Source organism: Mesorhizobium sp. B2-2-3 (assembly GCF_006442405.1).
Classification (GTDB): domain Bacteria; phylum Pseudomonadota; class Alphaproteobacteria; order Rhizobiales; family Rhizobiaceae; genus Mesorhizobium.
Genome location: NZ_VFWC01000020.1, coordinates 14,919 through 31,065 on the forward strand (window position 1 = coordinate 14,919; position 16,147 = coordinate 31,065).

Genomic DNA, 16,147 nt, shown 5'->3' on the forward strand with positions numbered 1-16,147 from the left:
ATGGAAACATGTATACGTACCGATCGGTAACAGTGTCAACCGAGACCGCGAATGCCACCAGACAATAAAATTGAACCGTCCATCAGCAGCGCTCACGCGTCGGCTCCGCCAAAGGCGGCGGAAAAGATACTCGGCGTGGCGCGCGATCTGTTTTACCGGCAAGGCATCAGGGCAATTGGCGTCGATGAGATCGTCAGGCGCGCAGGGGTCACCAAGCCCAGCCTCTATCGCAGCTTTCCCTCCAAGGACGAATTGGCCGCCTCTTATCTGCGCCGATACGACCTCGAATTCTGGGAACGCTTCGACGAGGCGGTGAACGCCCATCCCAGCGATCCGCGCGCGCAAATCCGAGCCTTCCTGACCCGCGTCGGCAAGCGCACGCAGAAGCCTGACTATCGCGGCTGCGGCATGACCAATGCGGCCGTAGAATATCCCGAGCGCGGCCATCCGGCGCGCGTGGTGAGCGAGGACAACAAGCAGGAACTGCGCCGCCGCCTGCGCGCCATGGCCGCCGCGATGAATGCCGCCGACGCCGACACGCTGGGCGACGGTCTGCTGCTTCTGATCGAAGGCGCCTATATCAGCGGCCAGTTGTTCGGCGCCGGTGGCCCGGCGGCGTCGGTGGCGATCAACGCCGATCTGCTGATCGAGGCGAGCTTGAAGAAATAGTGTTTGGCGATAGGCTGCTGCGACCTTCAACGGAGATGTCCGCGATGCGCAGCCTGGTTCTTCCGCTCGTTCTCGCCAGCGTCTGCCGGGCAGCGCATGCCGGCGAGATATCGAGCGCCTACACCGATCTCGACTGGAAGAACGACTGCGTCACCTATGCGCAGGCCGGGGACGGTGATGGCGACTGGGCCGACCTCGCCTGTTCGGGCTATCGTGGCTATCCGGTGCTGATCGCCTATGACGATGCGCGCGAATCGCTGTTTTATGGTTTCCCGCCCGGCGGCGACATGACATCGGTCTGGGAAAGTTTCTCCGGCTTCAATTCCTCAGGCGCCAGGATCGAGTGGCGCATCGAGACCGACGGCGACAAGGCGGTGCCGTTCGCGGTCATTCACCGCCGCTCAATCAGCAATCCGGAAGACGAGAAGAAACCCACCGACGTGCTGCTCGTCTCCAAGGTCGCGCAAATGGATGCGCGCGACGGCTGCACGGTCGCACTGGTGCTGGCTACAGGAAATCCTGCCGCCAACGATCAGGCGCGCAAGCTTGCCGACGAGAAAGCACGGTCCTTCGCCTGCGGCAAGGACCGGCGCACCGTCATCGGCGAGGTGCCGGCTTTCGGGCGCGTCGACAATTGAAGGACAAGCGTTCGCCGCTCGCCGACGCGTCAAATGCTTCTGTTTTCACGCGCCCTCGTCATCACCGTTGAGGAACAGCAATGTCTCGGAGCGCGCTGGTCTGCTTGTTGCGGGCTCAGCCGTAGATCTGCTTGTGGACCTGATAAAGCATTTCCGAGCGGTCGGCGCGCATGTCGGCCAGATCGCGGCTGGAGAAGCTGTCGATTTCAGCGACGAGGCGGTTGTAGTTCTTGCGCTTGGCAATGCTGCTGCGGGCGCGGGTCAAGAGGCTGTCGAGGATCATAGCGAGTTTCCTTCTGGGCCGCATTTGGCGGCCGGTTTCTTCCTCCCTTGATCGATACGGAGCATGACATAGGAATAGTGCATCGCAAAAAGAAGATGTTGCAATGCACCATTGCGCTATGTGCATAGCCGGTTAATGGCGCCTGAACGCCACCCCCGGCGCCGGCGCATTGCCCTTCCGTGATGGGAATGCCGGTTCCTGTCGTTTTGTCTTACAAATTGCGGAAATGTCATCGCCGCCGACCTTGCCATATCGATCTCCTGCTGGCTTGATCGCCGCCGGATTGCCAACGTTACCGGGAGGAAAGAATGGCCGCCGCCGACTACGAAATTCTCGATCCGCGTTTTGCGCGGCTGTTCAACGGCAATGCGCAAGTGGATAAGCTCTTCACCGGCTGCCGATGGGCGGAAGGGCCGGCCTGGTTCGCCGCCGGCCGCTATGTCGTCTGGTCCGACATCCCGAACAACCGCATGATGCGTTACGACGAGACCGACGGCAGCGTCAGCGTGTTTCGGCAGCCATGCGGCAATTCCAACGGCAACACCGTCGACCGGCAGGGCCGGCTGGTGACCTGCGAGCATTCGGGGCGCCGCGTCAGCCGCACCGAGTTCGACGGTTCGGTCACCACCATTGCCGCCAAATGGAAGGGCAAGCGGCTGAATTCGCCCAATGACGTGGTGGTCAAGTCGGACGGCTCGATCTGGTTCACCGATCCAACCTACGGCATCGACACCGACTACGAGGGCGACAGGGCCGAGAGCGAGATCGGCGCCTGCCATGTCTACCGGGTCGATCCCGGTACCGGCGATGTCGAGGCTGTCATCACCGACATGGTCAGGCCGAACGGGCTGGCTTTCTCGCTCGACGAGAGCAAGCTCTATGTCGTCGACACCGGCCGCACGCATGGCGCGCAGAACCCGGCGCATATGCGGGTATTCAATGTCGGCGAGGGCGGCAAGAAGGTCTCGGGTGAAAAAGTCTTCGCCGACTGCACCGCAGGCCTGTTCGACGGCTTCAGGCTCGACGATGCCGGGCGCATCTGGACCAGCGCCGCCGATGGCATCCATTGCTACGATCCGGACGGAACGCTGATCGGCAAGGTCAAGGTGCCCGAGGTGACGGCCAATTGCGTGTTCGGCGGCGCCAAGCTGAACTGTCTCTACATTGCCGGCACCACCTCGCTCTACATGGTCCGGCTGATGGTGAACGGCGCCAAGACCTACTGAGCTGAATTAAAGGGGAGGACGTCATGCCATTCGTCAACATCCGCATCGTCAAGGAAGTGATCGCCGCCGATCCGGCCGGCAAGAAAGCCGACATCGCCAAAAAAGTCACGGCGGCGATCATGGACGCCACCGGGCTCGGCAATGACGATGTCTGGGTGGTCTTCGAGGAGGTCAACGCCCGCGACTGGTACGTCGGCAAGACCGATGTCGAGACGCTGAGAAAAGGGTAGGCGCTAACGCGCGCGAATGAAATCCGCGAAAGCGGACAACGCATCGCGCATTGCCAACGCGTTCGCCTGCTCCCCCAGGGCGGCCTCCACCTCAGCTGGCTTCTTGCCGAGCAGCCCGATCTCCAGCCCGCCGTCATAAAGCGCGAAGGACATGGTGCGCATGATCTCCGCCAATGCGGCGCGGGCATAGAGCGAGCGCGGCGAGGCGTGCACCAGCATGGCCGGCTTGTCGACGGCGGCATCGCGCGACACCAGCCAGTCGAGCGCATTCTTCAGGCCGCCCGGCACGCCATGCGCATATTCCGGGCATGAGATGATGACGCCGTCGGCGGCGGTGACGGCATCGATCAGCCTGGACGCTTCGGACGGCGTCCGCTCACCCTCGTCGTCGGGGTTGAAGATCGGCAGCAGGCCGAGTCCTTCATGGATGGCGACGCGGCAGCCCTCTGGCGCGTTCCACGCCAGTGCCGCGACCAGGCCCGAATTGGTGGAGGCCGCCCGCAGGCTGCCGGAAATGGCAAGGAGGTTCAGCAAGGCGACGCTCGGACGAATCTTCCGCGCAGGCTACCACATCGTCTGCTTGTATTCGTCGTCCAGCCAGCGGTCGGTCGCCTCGGCCGAATCGGCGAGCGCCAGCTGGTCGCGCAGGATCTGGCCGAGCGTCGGCAGCGTGGCGCGATCGTGCCAGCTCTCCGGCTTCCAAAGCTCGGAGCGCATGAAGGCCTTGGCGCAATGCATGTAGGCGGCCTTGACGGCGACCACGACGACGCTCTGCGGCTCCTTGCCGTCGACGGCCAGCCGTTCGCGCAAACCCGCGTCGACGGTGATGCGGGCGTCGCCGTTGACGCGCAGCGTCTCGTTCATGCCGGGAATGAGGAACAGCAGCCCGACCGACGGGTTGAGCAGGATGTTCTCCAGCGTATCCAGCCGGTTGTTGCCGGGCCGGTCGGGGATGGCGATGGTCCTGTCGTCAAGCACGGCGGCGAATCCTGGCTTGTCGCCTTTGGGCGTCACATCGGCATTGCCTTCGCCGTCGGAGGAGCCGATCAGCACGAAGGGGCTCTTGCCGATGAAGGAGCGGCAATGGCCGTCCAGCGCCTTCAATTCTTTGCGGATCGAACCATCCGTCGGACGCGGCGTCTTGTAGATCGTCCGCAGCTCTTCGCGCGTGGTGACGAATTCCATGGCACTCCCCCCAATTTGCAGGCCTTACTTGCCGGCCTTCTCTTCGCCGCCGGTCTTGTCGTCCAGCGAATGGCGCAGGATCAGCGGCATCTGGCTGAAGGTGAACAGAAGCGTGATCGGCATGATGCCCCAGACCTTGAAGGTAACCCAGGCATCGGTCGAAAAATTCCGCCACACCACCTCGTTGACGAGGGCCAGGAACAGGAAGAACAGACCCCAGCGGAAGGTGAGTTTTCTCCAGCCCTCGGCATCGAGCCTGAAGGCGGAATCGAAGACGTAGCCAAGCAGAGATCTGCCGAAGAACAACCCTCCGAGCAGCACGCCGCCGAACAGCGTGTTGACGATGGTCGGCTTCATCTTGATGAAAATGTCGTCCTGCAGGTAGAGCGTCAACGCGCCGAAGATGAAGACGACGACGCCTGATACCATTGGCATGATCGGCAGGGTGCGGGTGAGCAGCCACGACGCGACCAGCGCGATCGCAGTGGCGGCCATGAACAGGCCGGTGGCGACGAAGATCGGGCCGCCGAATTCAGCCAGCGCCGGGAATTTCTGCGTCAGCCATTCGCCGCGCGCATTGGCGAAAAAGAACACCAGCAGCGGCCCTAGCTCGAGAACGAGCTTGAGCAGCGGGTTGACGCCTTCCTTCTTCTCTTTCTGCGGGTCGGACGGATCGCGTTCGAGAATGGGTGGGTTCATATCTTCCTTCTTACGCACGATCCGGTTGAAGCAATCTTCCCGGGATCATGCTGTTACGCAACGCCAGCGATCGCCCTGGCGAATTCGCTTGCCGAGAACGGTTCGAGGTCGTCGACCTGTTCGCCGACGCCGATGAAATAGACCGGCAATCTGTGTTTTGCCGCGATCGCCACCAGAATACCGCCACGCGCCGTGCCGTCCAGCTTGGTCATCACCAGGCCGTTGACGCCGGCGATGTTGCGGAAGATCTCCACCTGGTTGAGCGCGTTCTGGCCGGTGGTGGCGTCGACCGTCTGCAGCACGGTGTGCGGCGCTTCCGGATCGAGCTTGCCCAGCACGCGCACGATCTTCTCGAGCTCCGCCATCAGCTCGGCCTTGTTTTGCAATCGGCCGGCGGTGTCGATGATCAGCACGTCGGAACCCGCTTCCTTCGCCTTCTCGAAGGCATCGTAGGCGAGGCCGGCGGCATCGGCGCCGAGCTTGGAGGCGATGACCGGCGATTTCGTCCGCTCGCCCCAGATCTTGAGCTGCTCGATGGCGGCGGCGCGGAACGTGTCGCCGGCGGCGAGCATCACCGACAGGCCGCCATCGGTCAGTTTGGCCGCCAGCTTGCCGATGGTCGTGGTCTTGCCGGTACCGTTGACGCCGACCACCAGGATGACATGCGGCTTGTGGCTGAGATCGAGTTCCAGCGGCAGGGCGACGGGGGTCAGCACCTTCTCGACCTCCTGCGCCATCACGGTGCGGACCTCGGCGTCGGAGACATCCTTGCCGTAGCGGCTGGCGGCTAGCGAATCGGTGACGCGCAAGGCCGTCTCCAGCCCGAGATCGGCGCGGATCAGCACGTCCTCCAGATCCTGCAGCGTGTCGTCGTCGAGCTTGCGCTTGGTGAAGACGCCGGCAATGTTGCCCGACAATTCGCGCGAGGAGCGGGCAAGCCCGTCCCGCATGCGCTGGAACCAGGAGCGCCGCGGCGCCGGCGCCGGCGCCTTCTGCGGCTCGGCCTTCTGCTCCACTTTTTTGGCGACCGTCACCTTGACGGGAGCGGGCGTGGGCTTCGGCGGCGCGGGAACTGCCTCAGGTTCCGGTGCGATTTCGGCGCGTACAGGCCGCGGCTCGATCGGCGCAGGCTGGCGAATTGGCGGCGAGATTTCGGCGGCGGTTTCGGCACTGGGGGCCAGGTTCTCGACAGGTCGGCGCTGCCCCTCACCTTTGCCCTCTCCCCGTGAAGGACGGAGAGAGGGAGGCGTTGGCGATGGAACTTCTTCCTTCTCCCCGTCACTATAGGGGGAGAAGGTGCCGGCAGGCGGATGAGGGGCGGCGCCGGCCTGTGAAGGCTGCGCCGAAGACGGTGTCGCAGGAATCTCGATTGGCGCCGGCGTCTCGACCGGAGCTTCGGCGGGCGTCGGCACTTCGGCGGGTGCCGGTTCCGGCAGCTGCTCCGGGCGCGACGGGACAATTTCCGGCTCGGCGGGCGCTGGTTGCGGTACCTCCTGCGGCCGCGGTTCGGGCGCAGGCTCCGGAATGGCCGGGGGTGTCGGAATTTTCTCAGGGGCCGGCGGCTCCGGGCGCTCTGGCGCCGGTGCCGGTTCCTCCTCCGGCCGCGGCTCCGGCAGGGGTTCCGGCTCGGGCGGAACGATCGGCTCCGGCACCGGCGGAATGGCCGGGGCAGGCTCGGGTGTCGGCTCCTCGGGCGGCGCGGGCTCGACGGGAGGCTGAGCCTGGCTCTCCTCCCGCTTCAGGAATTCCGGAACGGCCTGCTCGGCCGCCGGCTTCAGCGTGTCGAGCTGATCCCATTTGATCGGCGGCAGCGGGGCGGTCTCGTCGACGCGCTCCTCGACGACCTCCTTCTTGCCGAACGAAAATATCTTCTTGAAGAACCCGGCCATCTCTTGCGTTTCTCAGGCGGCGCGGGCGGCAAGCGGAACCGCGATCAGCCGGGCGCCGTCATGGCCGGTGACTGTTGCTTCGACGATCTCGCCCGGCGCGCCGGTGGCGAGCGCGGCGAGCGTGAACCCTTCGGTGCGGCCGAGCCCGTCGCGCTCGATCAGGATCGACTGACGCGTTCCGGAGAGCGACGACAGATGGCGGCGATATGCCGTCTCGCCGGCGTCGCGCAGGCGGGCTGCCCGCTGCTTGATCACTTCGCGGCGGACCTGCGGCATGCGCGCGGCGGGCGTGCCTTCGCGCGGCGAAAACGGAAAGACGTGCAGGTGGGTCAGCCCGCATTCCTCGACGATCTTTGCCGAATTTTCGAACATCGCCTCCGTCTCGGTCGGGAAGCCGGCGATGATGTCGGCGCCGAAGACGACGTCGGGGCGCAGCTTGCGCACGTCTTCGCAGAAGCGGATCGACTGATCGCGCAGATGCCGACGCTTCATGCGCTTCAAAATCATGTCGTCGCCCGATTGCAGCGACAGATGCAGATGCGGCATCAGCCGCGGCTCGGTGGCGATGGCGTCGAGCAAATCGTCGTCGGCCTCGATGGAATCGATGGAGGAGAGGCGCAGGCGCTTCACGTCCGGCACCTGGCGCAGGATCGTCTTCACCAGCCTGCCGAGTTTCGGCGCACCCGGCAGGTCGGCGCCGAAACTGGTCATGTCGACGCCGGTCAGCACGATCTCGGCATAGCCGTTGCCGGTGAGCCGCTTGACCTGTTCGACCACGGCGCCCATCGGCACCGAGCGTGAATTGCCGCGGCCATAGGGGATGATGCAGAAGGTGCAGCGGTGGTCGCAGCCATTCTGCACCTGCACGAAGGCGCGTGCCCTGCCCTCGATGGCATCGACCATATGGCCGGCGGTCTCGCGTACGGAGAAGATGTCGTTGACGCGCGCCTTCTCGCTGTCGTTGACGCCGAAATCCGGCAGCGCGCGATAGGAATTGGCCTTCAGCTTCTCCTCATTGCCAAGGACGAGATCGACCTCGTCCATGGCCGCGAAATTCTGCGGCTCGGTCTGCGCCGCGCAGCCGGTGACGATGATGCGAGCTTCGGGGTTGTCGCGGCGCGCCTTGCGGATCGCCTGTTTGGCCTGGCGGACCGCTTCGCCGGTGACGGCGCAGGTGTTGAAGATGACGGCGCCCCCAGCCAGCCCACCGAGGCCCGCAGTTTCGGCCTCGCGCCGCATCACCTCGGATTCATAAGTGTTCAGCCGGCAGCCGAAGGTCACCAGTTCGATGCGATTGGGGCCCTTCCCCACATCGCCATCCTTGAAAGGAGCGGGCATCAGGCCGCGCTTTCGGTGTCGCGCGCCCAGGCGCCGCTCGAGGGATCGAAGCTGCCGGAAAACTCCCATTCGGCCGCACCGGTCAGGATGACATGGTCGTTTTCAAGCCATTCGACGTGCAGCGAGCCGCCGCCGGGGGTCAGTAGATTGACGCTGCGCCCGGTGCGCCGGGTGCGGGCCGCAGCCACGACGGCGGCGCAGGATGCCGTGCCGCAAGCCTTGGTCAGGCCGGCGCCGCGTTCCCAGGTGCGGATGATCATGCTGTCGGGCGAGGTCACCTGCGCGATGGTGATGTTGGCGCGCTCGGGGAAGATCGGATGGTTTTCGAGCAGCGGTCCGAAGCGGTCGAGTTCGTAGGACCAGACGTCGCGGTCGACCCAGAAGATGGCATGCGGATTGCCCATGGAGACGACCGAGGGCGAATGCAGCACCGGGGCGTCGATCGGGCCGACCTGCAATTCGATCATGCGGGTATCGCGAAACTCCTCAGCGAGCGGAATGTCCCGCCAGCCGAAGCGCGGCGTGCCCATGTCGACCGAGATCGAGCCGTCGGCATGTTCCTGCGCGTTGAGGATTCCGGCGACGGTCTCGAAGGTGAATGTCTTTTGTCCGGTCTCGGCCGCCAGCGCCTGGACGACGCAGCGCATGCCGTTGCCGCAGGCCTGCGCGCCCGAGCCGTCCGAATTCAATATGTCGATGAAATAGGCCGTACCCGGCGTCCGCGCCTCATGGATCGCCATGATCTGGTCGAACCGCGTCGAGGCATCGGCGTTGAGCGCGATCGCAGCTGTCGGCGTCACCCGGTCGGCACGGCCGCGCATGTCGGCAACGATGATCTCGTTGCCGATGCCGTTCATCTTGGCGAAAGGGGCGGTGCCTGCCATTTCTTCCGGTCATTCCGTACTGTTTGCCGCTATATGGCGGAAAAGGGCGGGAATTACCAGTGCATCGCGCCTTCAGGTGACGGCGAAGACGCCGAGCACGATCAGCAGGAATATGATCAGCACGATACCGATCAGGATGCGCGCGCCGGTGGCGGCCGCACCTGCTAATGCCGGCATGCCGAGCAGGCTCGCAGCGGCGGCGATAATCAGGAGAATGATGATCCATTTAAGCATGGAAATGCCTCGCAAAGCGATAGAAATCGAAGCCCCTTCAACAAACGCGCCGGTGGCGCTCGGGTTCCGCCGGCCGCGGCCGGCCCCGGTCAAAGCGCCGCTTCCTGCGGCACGTCCCAGACCTCACCTGGCCGCAAGGCGCGAAAACGTTCGCGCGGCAGGCCCTCGGCCTCCAGCGCCTCGTCGAGCTTGCGTGCCGGCTCGTCGATCGGTTCGTCGGTGAGCTGGAACGTGCCCCAATGGCAGCCGGCCGCATAGGCGGCGTTGCACAATGTCATGCCTTGCACCGCCTCCTCCGGGTTTTGATGCTGCGAGGCCATGAACCAGCGCGGCTCATAGGCGCCGATCGGCAGGATGGCGAAGCGGAAGCCGCCGTGCTTGTGAGCCATGAGCCGGTAGTTGATGCCGTCATGGAAGCCGGTATCGCCCGCGAAATAGATCCGGCCGGCCGGCGTCTCGATGACGAAGCCGGCCCATAGCGCCATGCGCCGGTCGCGTGTGCCGCGCGCCGACCAGTGATGCGCCGGCTCGACATGGACGGCCACGCCATCGCCGATGTCGACCCTGTCGCCCCAGTCATGCGCCGAGAGCCGCATGCCGGGAACCGCCCCGCCAATCAGGACGTCATTGCCGAACGGGGTCACCACCAGCGGGTCGTGCCTGGCCTTGAGCTGCTTCAGCGTCGCGATGTCGAGATGGTCGTAGTGATTGTGGCTGACCAGCACGAGATCGATCGGCGGCAGGTCGGCCAGGGCGATGCCCGGCGCGTTGACGCGTTTCGGCCCGACGAAGGAGAACGGCGAGGCCCGCAGCGACCATACCGGATCGGTGAGGATGTTCAGGCCCGCGGTCTGGACCAGCAGCGTGGAATGACCGACCATGGTCACGGTCAGGCCGGCGCCCTCGACACGTGCAGGCGGCTTTGCCTGCGGAAAGGGGCTCGGATTGGTGGCCGGCCATTTCGAGCGTTGGCCATTGAACTGCCATTTCAGCAGATCGGCGAAACGCGCCGGCGGCTGGCCGCCGGGATTGAAGAACAAGGTTCCGTCGAAATGATCGCTGGGCGGGCCGTTATAGTAGCGATTGGCGGCTTTCGGTCTCGCAGCCAATTTGCGGCTCCAGCGAATTTCGTCTTGATAGACATAGCCCTTGTGCCGGCTGGCGCAAGCGTTTGCCGGCCGAATGCCAACGGCCCGGGCGGCCGGCTTGAGTAGGATCGGATTGGGGAGGACGATGCCATGGCGATGAAGCGGACCAGGACACCATGGATGAAGGCCGGGGATTTCGGCCGCTCGCTGGCGCGCGGCATCGGCGTCAACCTGCTGGTGAGCGACATGGCGGCCATGGAAGCCTTCTGCCGCGACGTGCTCGGCGCCGATATCATCTATGCCGACGAGGATTTCGCGGCAATCGAGCTGCTGGGCTCGGTGTTCATGCTGCACGCCGACCATTCCTATCTTGACAATGCCATGACAGGGACGATCGCCGGCGCCGAGACACGCGGCGCCGGCGTCGAGCTGCGTCTTTACGGCGCCAACCCGGATGCGGTCGAGGCCGCCGCGCGCGATCATGGCCACATCGTGCTGGCTGGAGCGATCGACAAGCCGCACGGCCTGCGCGAGAGCTATGTCGTCGGACCGGACGGCTATATATTCGTGCCGAGCGCTCCGCTGGCCGGATGATAGCGACAAATTTGCAACAATTCTTGGCGCAAACCCTATTTTAACCATATCGGGTTGAAATTTCGCCACCTTCTCCATCTTGGTGGAGGGCGACATTGTGCGGACGGCAGCCCCGCCGGATCCGACGGAGGTTGGAATGACTTTTTCGAAAACAGCCCTGGTGGCCGTATCGCTGGCGGCGCTCGTTGCGAGCGGCTGCTCAACGTCACGGTTTTCCTCGATGGACGACCAGCAGCCGGCGCCGCTGCAGCCAGCACCGTCCGGTCAGGTGACGGCCAACCAGTTGCCGCCCCCGGCCTCCCCCGGCACCACGGATCCGTCGCAATTCCCGACCGCCCCGCAGAACAGCCAGGTCGCCTCCTTGCCGCCGGACGGTTCGGCGCCGGCGGGTGCGCCGGACCTGACCGCGGCCAGTGTCGCCGGCGTATGGAACGCCAGCGTTTCCGGCCAGAGCTGCAAGGTGGCGACGCCGCAGACCAAATTCGGCGCCGGTTTCCGCGCCGGACCGCTGCATTGCCCGGCGCCGATCGACGGCATCAAGTCATGGAACGTCGCCGGCAAGCAGTTGACGCTTTATGATGAGAATGGCGGCACGCTGGCACGGCTCTATTCCTCGGGCGGCTCGAAATTCGACGGCCAGACTTCCAATGGCCTGCCGATCTCGCTTACAAGGTAGCCAATCCCTCGACAACGACGTGACCTATGCATCTGCGTGACGGCCTCCAGACCCATGTGACCGTCAGGCAGCGTTACGACCATCTGGTCGACACCGGTGCCATCGAGCGCGATCCGGCGCAGGAGCGGATCGTCACCGCTCTCGACTGGCTGATATCAGAGATTTCGGTGAAGCGGCTGGCGCACAAATCGAGCGCGCTTGGCTGGCTCTTCGCCCGAAGGCGCGAGACGCACGAGGCGGTCAAGGGCCTCTACATCCATGGCGGCGTCGGCCGCGGCAAGACCATGTTGATGGACTTGTTCTTCGAGCTGCTGCCGGTGCGGCGCAAGCGCCGCGTGCATTTCAACGACTTCATGGCCGAGGTGCAGGACCGCATCCAGAAGCACCGGCAGGAGCGCAAGGACGGCACGGTGAGGGAAGACGATCCGATTCCGCCGGTGGCGCGGGCGCTTGCCGAACAGGCCTGGGTACTGTGTTTCGACGAGTTCTCGGTCACCGACATCGCCGATGCGATGATCCTGTCCCGGCTGTTTTCGGCGCTGTTCGCCAGCGGCGTGGTGCTGGTGGCGACGTCGAACGTAGCGCCGGAGAACCTCTATCGCGACGGGCTGAACCGTCAGCTTTTCCTGCCCTTCATCGGCATATTGGAACGGCATGCGCAGGTGCTCTCGCTCGATGCCGACAAGGACTATCGGCTGGAGAAGCTTGCCCGTACGCCAGTCTATGTGACGCCCGCCGATGCGGCGGCCGATGAGGCGCTGGACGCGGCTTGGCAAACGATGACGCGCGGCGCGCCGACGGCCGAGGCGTCGCTTGCCGTCAAGGGCCGGCAGTTGGCCGTTCCGCGCGCCGCCGGCGACGCGGCGCGTTTTTCCTTCGCCGATCTGTGCGAGAAACCGCTCGGCGCGCGCGACTATCTGGCCCTTGCCGACCGCTTCTCGACCATCTTTATCGACCACATTCCGGTGCTGGGTGAAGGCCGGCGCAACGAGGCCAAGCGCTTCATCCTGCTGGTCGACACGCTCTACGACCATCACATCAGGCTGGTGGTAAGCGCGGAAGCGCCGCCGCAGCAACTCTATGTGGCCAAGCGCGGCGTCGAGGTGTTCGAGTTCGAGCGCACGGCGTCGCGGCTGATCGAGATGCAGAGCCGCGACTGGCTGGAGGATTGGGCGGAGCGGCGGAAGGCGAAGGCGACGCCGACCGAAGCGCAGGCGCAAGCCTAGAACCAGCCGACGGGGGCCTTCAAAGGCTGATCCGTACGGCTCCTGCTATGAGAGCCCTACAAGTCGTATACATACATCACAAAATCTTCCGCTGGACCGTGCGTCTCCTTGCGCGACTCGTAAAGCGCGGGCGGCACGGTTGTCCGGCTCGGTGCCGACCCAGGCTTCTTCGCAGCCATTCTCCCTGCCGATCGCAAACATCGCGTCGAGCATCTTTCGCGCGATGCCCTGGCGCTGGAAGGCCGGCGATACGCCGACCTCGTCGATGTAGAGCTCCGTCGCCTTGTCGGGATGACGGTGGATGATGGCGGCGCATTGACCGACGGTCACGCCGTCGGCGAGCGCCACGACCATGAAGTGGCCGGGTTCCCTGAGATAGGCTGCCAATCGATCTGGCCTGACCGGTTCGTCGAACACATCCTCGGCGACCCGCATCACAAGGGCGTCATTGCCGGCATCAAGTCTTACGATCTCTATCTTCATCGTGTAGATTTTCCCCAGTCGAGTTTTCAAACTTTTACGTTTACGTAATTCCCGGTCACTCTAACCGATTGAAAACGCTCGCTCCAAAATAATCGTTTGAATTTACGCGGCGCCGGGGCTATTGGGTGCGGCGAAATCTCGCGGGATCCCCGCAGCATTCCGGTCTCTTCCTCGACGCCGTCATCAGATCGTCAGCGATTTGAGCGACATCACGAACAAAGGGAAACTATCCTGACATGGCACGCAACAAGATAGCGCTTATCGGCTCTGGCATGATCGGCGGCACGCTCGCTCACATGATCGGCCTCAAGGACCTCGGCGACGTGGTTCTGTTCGATATTGCCGAAGGCATCCCGCAGGGCAAGGGGCTCGATATCGCGCAATCGTCGCCGGTCGACGGGTTCGATTCCAGGCTGACCGGCGTCAACGACTATGCCGGGATCGAAGGGGCGGACGTCTGCATCGTCACCGCCGGCGTGCCGCGCAAGCCGGGCATGAGCCGCGACGATCTGCTCGGCATCAACCTCAAGGTCATGGAACAGGTCGGCGCCGGCCTGAAGAAGTACGCGCCGAAGGCCTTCGTCATCTGCATCACCAATCCGCTGGATGCGATGGTCTGGGCGCTGCAGAAGTTTTCCGGCCTGCCCAACACCCATGTCGTGGGCATGGCCGGCGTGCTCGACAGCGCTCGCTTCCGCTATTTCCTGGCCGAGGAGTTCAAGGTCTCGGTCGAGGACGTTACCGCCTTCGTGCTCGGCGGCCATGGCGATTCCATGGTGCCGATGATCCGCTATTCGACGGTTGCAGGCATTCCTCTGCCCGATCTCGTCAAGATGGGCTGGACCTCGAAGGAGAAGCTCGACCAGATCGTGCAGCGCACCCGCGATGGCGGCGCCGAAATCGTCGGCCTGTTGAAGACCGGCTCGGCCTATTATGCGCCGGCCGCATCGGCGATCTCGATGGCCGAAGCCTATCTCAAGGACAAGAAGCGTGTGCTGCCTTGCGCGGCCCACCTTTCCGGCCAGTATGGCGTGAAGAACACCTATGTCGGCGTTCCCGTGGTGATCGGCGCCGGTGGCGTCGAGCGCGTCATCGAGATCGAGCTTTCCAAGCCAGAGCAGAAGATGTTCGATAGCTCGGTAGCGGCGGTGCAAGGCCTGACCGAGGCCTGCGTCAAGATCGCGCCGCAACTCGCCTCGAAGTGAACCCCAGCAGCTGATCCGGAGACGATCCAGATGAACATCCATGAATATCAGGGCAAGGCGCTGCTGAAGGGCTTTGGCGCGCCGGTGGCCCAAGGCGTGCCGGTGTTCAAGGCTGATGAGGCGGAAGCCGCCGCCAAGGCGCTGCCCGGCCCGCTCTATGTGGTGAAGAGCCAGATCCATGCCGGCGGCCGCGGCAAGGGCAAGTTCAAGGAGCTCGGGCCCGACGCCAAGGGCGGCGTGCGGCTGGCCAAGTCGGTCGCCGACGTCGTCGCCAACGCCAACGAGATGCTCGGCCACACGCTGGTGACCAAGCAGACCGGCCCGGCCGGCAAGCAGGTCAACCGGCTCTATATCGAGGATGGCGCCGATATCGAGCGCGAGCTCTATCTGTCTGTTCTGGTCGACCGTTCGGTCGGCCGCATCGCCTTCGTCGTCTCGACCGAAGGCGGCATGGACATCGAGGCGGTCGCCCACGACACGCCGGAAAAGATCATCACCGTCGCCATCGATCCGGAAAAGGGCGTTACCGCGGATGACGTGAAGAAACTCAATGGCGCGCTGAAGCTCGACGGCGATGCTGCCAGGGACGGCGGCACGCTGTTCCCGATCCTCTACAAGGCCTTCGTCGAGAAGGACATGAGCCTGCTCGAGGTCAATCCCCTGATCGTCATGAAGAACGGCCGGCTGCGCGTCCTCGACGCCAAGGTGTCGTTCGACAACAACGCGCTGTTTCGCCATCCGGATGTGCTCGAGCTGCGCGACACCACCGAAGAGGACGAGAAGGAGATCGAGGCGTCGAAATACGACCTCGCCTATGTCGCGCTCGACGGCAATATCGGCTGCATGGTCAATGGCGCCGGCCTCGCCATGGCGACGATGGACATCATCAAGCTCTACGGCGCCGAGCCGGCCAACTTCCTCGACGTCGGCGGCGGCGCGTCGAAAGAAAAGGTGACGGCGGCCTTCAAGATCATCACCAGGGATCCGGCGGTCAAGGGCATCCTGATCAACATCTTCGGCGGCATCATGAAATGCGACATCATCGCCGAGGGCGTCATCGCCGCGGTCAAGGAAGTCGGCCTGAAAGTGCCGCTGGTCGTGCGCCTGGAAGGCACCAATGCCGAACTCGGCAAGAAGATCATCAACGACAGCGGCCTCAACGTCGTGTCAGCCGACGATCTTGACGACGCGGCCAAGAAGATCGTGGCGGCGGTGAAGGGCTGATCAAGTGCCTCCGCGCAAGATAAACCTCGTCGAGGCGGCGGATGCGAAGATCGCGGAGGTCTTCGATCCGCATATCGCCGGCGACGTCAATGACAGCCAGGCGAAGGTCGCCAAGTTCGGCGCGGTTTTCGACTGGCACGCCCATGACAACGAAGACGAAGCCTTCCTCGTGCTGCGCGGTCGCATCGCCATCGATTTCCGCGACGGTCCGGTCGAACTCGGCGAAGGCGACTTCATCGTCGTGCCGCGCGGCGTCGAACACCGGCCGCGTTCGCTGACACCGGAACCTGTGGTGCTGATGTTCGAACCGGCAACGACGCTCAACACCGGCAATGCCAAGAGCGCTCTCACCGTCACCGACCTGAAGCGGCTGTGA

Annotated in this window: 20 protein-coding genes; 10 read left to right on the plus strand and 10 right to left on the minus strand. The window is 64.2% G+C overall.

All coding sequences use genetic code 11. The annotated features are described in order from the left end of the window. Positions 1–51: 51 nt before the first annotated feature. Together FJ951_RS26560 and FJ951_RS26565 are read left to right on the plus strand one after the other, a co-directional pair. Entirely contained in the window at positions 52–669 is a 618-nt protein-coding gene (locus FJ951_RS26560) for a TetR/AcrR family transcriptional regulator (RefSeq protein ID WP_140492858.1), read from the plus strand. 44 nt (positions 670–713) lie between these two features. Next, on the plus strand, positions 714–1,307 hold the full coding sequence (locus tag FJ951_RS26565) for a hypothetical protein (RefSeq protein WP_140492855.1): 594 nt from the start codon (positions 714–716) through the stop codon (positions 1,305–1,307). Positions 1,308–1,422: 115 nt separating this feature from the next. On the opposite strand, the gene FJ951_RS26570 is transcribed toward FJ951_RS26565, so the two are convergent. Continuing rightward, positions 1,423–1,590 (minus strand): hypothetical protein, encoded by a 168-nt coding sequence (locus tag FJ951_RS26570; protein WP_140492852.1) that lies wholly within the window; start codon positions 1,588–1,590, stop codon positions 1,423–1,425. A gap of 308 nt (positions 1,591–1,898) precedes the next feature. On the opposite strand from FJ951_RS26570, the gene FJ951_RS26575 reads away from it, so the two are divergent. Continuing rightward, complete coding sequence (locus FJ951_RS26575; RefSeq protein WP_140518068.1) at positions 1,899–2,816, plus strand: SMP-30/gluconolactonase/LRE family protein; 918 nt, start codon at positions 1,899–1,901, stop codon at positions 2,814–2,816. A gap of 23 nt (positions 2,817–2,839) precedes the next feature. Next, positions 2,840–3,046, plus strand: coding sequence for a 4-oxalocrotonate tautomerase family protein (locus tag FJ951_RS26580; RefSeq protein WP_013892236.1), 207 nt, complete (start codon positions 2,840–2,842; stop codon positions 3,044–3,046). A gap of 3 nt (positions 3,047–3,049) precedes the next feature. Here FJ951_RS26580 and FJ951_RS26585 read toward each other — a convergent pair whose 3' ends face one another. The 8 genes from FJ951_RS26585 to FJ951_RS26620 all read right to left on the minus strand — a co-directional run bounded on the left by FJ951_RS26585 (position 3,050) and on the right by FJ951_RS26620 (position 10,384). Next, complete coding sequence (locus FJ951_RS26585) at positions 3,050–3,580, minus strand: NADPH-dependent FMN reductase (RefSeq protein WP_140518069.1); 531 nt, start codon at positions 3,578–3,580, stop codon at positions 3,050–3,052. A gap of 30 nt (positions 3,581–3,610) precedes the next feature. Continuing rightward, complete coding sequence (locus tag FJ951_RS26590) at positions 3,611–4,231, minus strand: pyridoxamine 5'-phosphate oxidase family protein (RefSeq protein ID WP_140518070.1); 621 nt, start codon at positions 4,229–4,231, stop codon at positions 3,611–3,613. Between the two features lie 24 nt (positions 4,232–4,255). Further along, positions 4,256–4,930, minus strand: coding sequence for a septation protein A (locus tag FJ951_RS26595; RefSeq protein ID WP_140492839.1), 675 nt, complete (start codon positions 4,928–4,930; stop codon positions 4,256–4,258). A 53-nt stretch (positions 4,931–4,983) separates the two neighbouring features. Further along, on the minus strand, positions 4,984–6,819 hold the full coding sequence (ftsY, locus tag FJ951_RS26600) for a signal recognition particle-docking protein FtsY (RefSeq protein WP_140518071.1): 1,836 nt from the start codon (positions 6,817–6,819) through the stop codon (positions 4,984–4,986). Between the two features lie 12 nt (positions 6,820–6,831). Further along, the gene (gene mtaB / locus FJ951_RS26605; protein ID WP_140518072.1) at positions 6,832–8,157 is read right to left on the minus strand and encodes a tRNA (N(6)-L-threonylcarbamoyladenosine(37)-C(2))-methylthiotransferase MtaB; all 1,326 of its coding nucleotides are present in this window, start codon (positions 8,155–8,157) and stop codon (positions 6,832–6,834) included. Next, on the minus strand, positions 8,157–9,041 hold the full coding sequence (gene dapF, locus FJ951_RS26610) for a diaminopimelate epimerase (RefSeq protein WP_140518073.1): 885 nt from the start codon (positions 9,039–9,041) through the stop codon (positions 8,157–8,159). Before dapF ends, mtaB begins: the two co-directional genes overlap by 1 nt. 72 nt (positions 9,042–9,113) lie before the next feature. Next, positions 9,114–9,275 carry a DUF1328 family protein gene (locus FJ951_RS26615; RefSeq protein ID WP_140518074.1) on the minus strand — a complete coding sequence of 54 codons (162 nt, stop codon included), beginning with the start codon at positions 9,273–9,275 and terminating at the stop codon, positions 9,114–9,116. Positions 9,276–9,364: 89 nt separating this feature from the next. Beyond that, positions 9,365–10,384, minus strand: a complete 1,020-nt coding sequence (locus FJ951_RS26620; RefSeq protein ID WP_140518075.1) for an MBL fold metallo-hydrolase — start codon at positions 10,382–10,384, stop codon at positions 9,365–9,367. Positions 10,385–10,513: 129 nt separating this feature from the next. Here FJ951_RS26620 and FJ951_RS26625 point away from each other — a divergent pair, with 129 nt between their 5' ends. The 3 genes from FJ951_RS26625 to zapE all read left to right on the plus strand — a co-directional run bounded on the left by FJ951_RS26625 (position 10,514) and on the right by zapE (position 12,859). Further along, positions 10,514–10,957 (plus strand): hypothetical protein, encoded by a 444-nt coding sequence (locus FJ951_RS26625; RefSeq protein ID WP_140518076.1) that lies wholly within the window; start codon positions 10,514–10,516, stop codon positions 10,955–10,957. Positions 10,958–11,093: 136 nt separating this feature from the next. Beyond that, complete coding sequence (locus FJ951_RS26630) at positions 11,094–11,633, plus strand: protease inhibitor Inh/omp19 family protein (protein ID WP_140492818.1); 540 nt, start codon at positions 11,094–11,096, stop codon at positions 11,631–11,633. 26 nt (positions 11,634–11,659) lie between these two features. Continuing rightward, positions 11,660–12,859 (plus strand): cell division protein ZapE, encoded by a 1,200-nt coding sequence (gene zapE / locus FJ951_RS26635; protein ID WP_140518077.1) that lies wholly within the window; start codon positions 11,660–11,662, stop codon positions 12,857–12,859. A gap of 45 nt (positions 12,860–12,904) precedes the next feature. Here the strand turns inward: zapE and FJ951_RS26640 are convergent, their stop codons facing one another. After that, positions 12,905–13,342 carry a GNAT family N-acetyltransferase gene (locus tag FJ951_RS26640; RefSeq protein WP_246671790.1) on the minus strand — a complete coding sequence of 146 codons (438 nt, stop codon included), beginning with the start codon at positions 13,340–13,342 and terminating at the stop codon, positions 12,905–12,907. Between the two features lie 236 nt (positions 13,343–13,578). Between FJ951_RS26640 and mdh the strand changes: the two genes are divergently transcribed. From mdh to FJ951_RS26655, 3 genes are read left to right on the plus strand one after another with little or no spacing between them, the layout of a single operon-like run. Continuing rightward, on the plus strand, positions 13,579–14,547 hold the full coding sequence (gene mdh / locus FJ951_RS26645; protein WP_140492808.1) for a malate dehydrogenase: 969 nt from the start codon (positions 13,579–13,581) through the stop codon (positions 14,545–14,547). A gap of 30 nt (positions 14,548–14,577) precedes the next feature. Beyond that, positions 14,578–15,771, plus strand: coding sequence for an ADP-forming succinate--CoA ligase subunit beta (gene sucC / locus FJ951_RS26650; RefSeq protein ID WP_140492804.1), 1,194 nt, complete (start codon positions 14,578–14,580; stop codon positions 15,769–15,771). Positions 15,772–15,775: 4 nt separating this feature from the next. Then, positions 15,776–16,147, plus strand: a complete 372-nt coding sequence (locus FJ951_RS26655; RefSeq protein ID WP_140518078.1) for a cupin domain-containing protein — start codon at positions 15,776–15,778, stop codon at positions 16,145–16,147.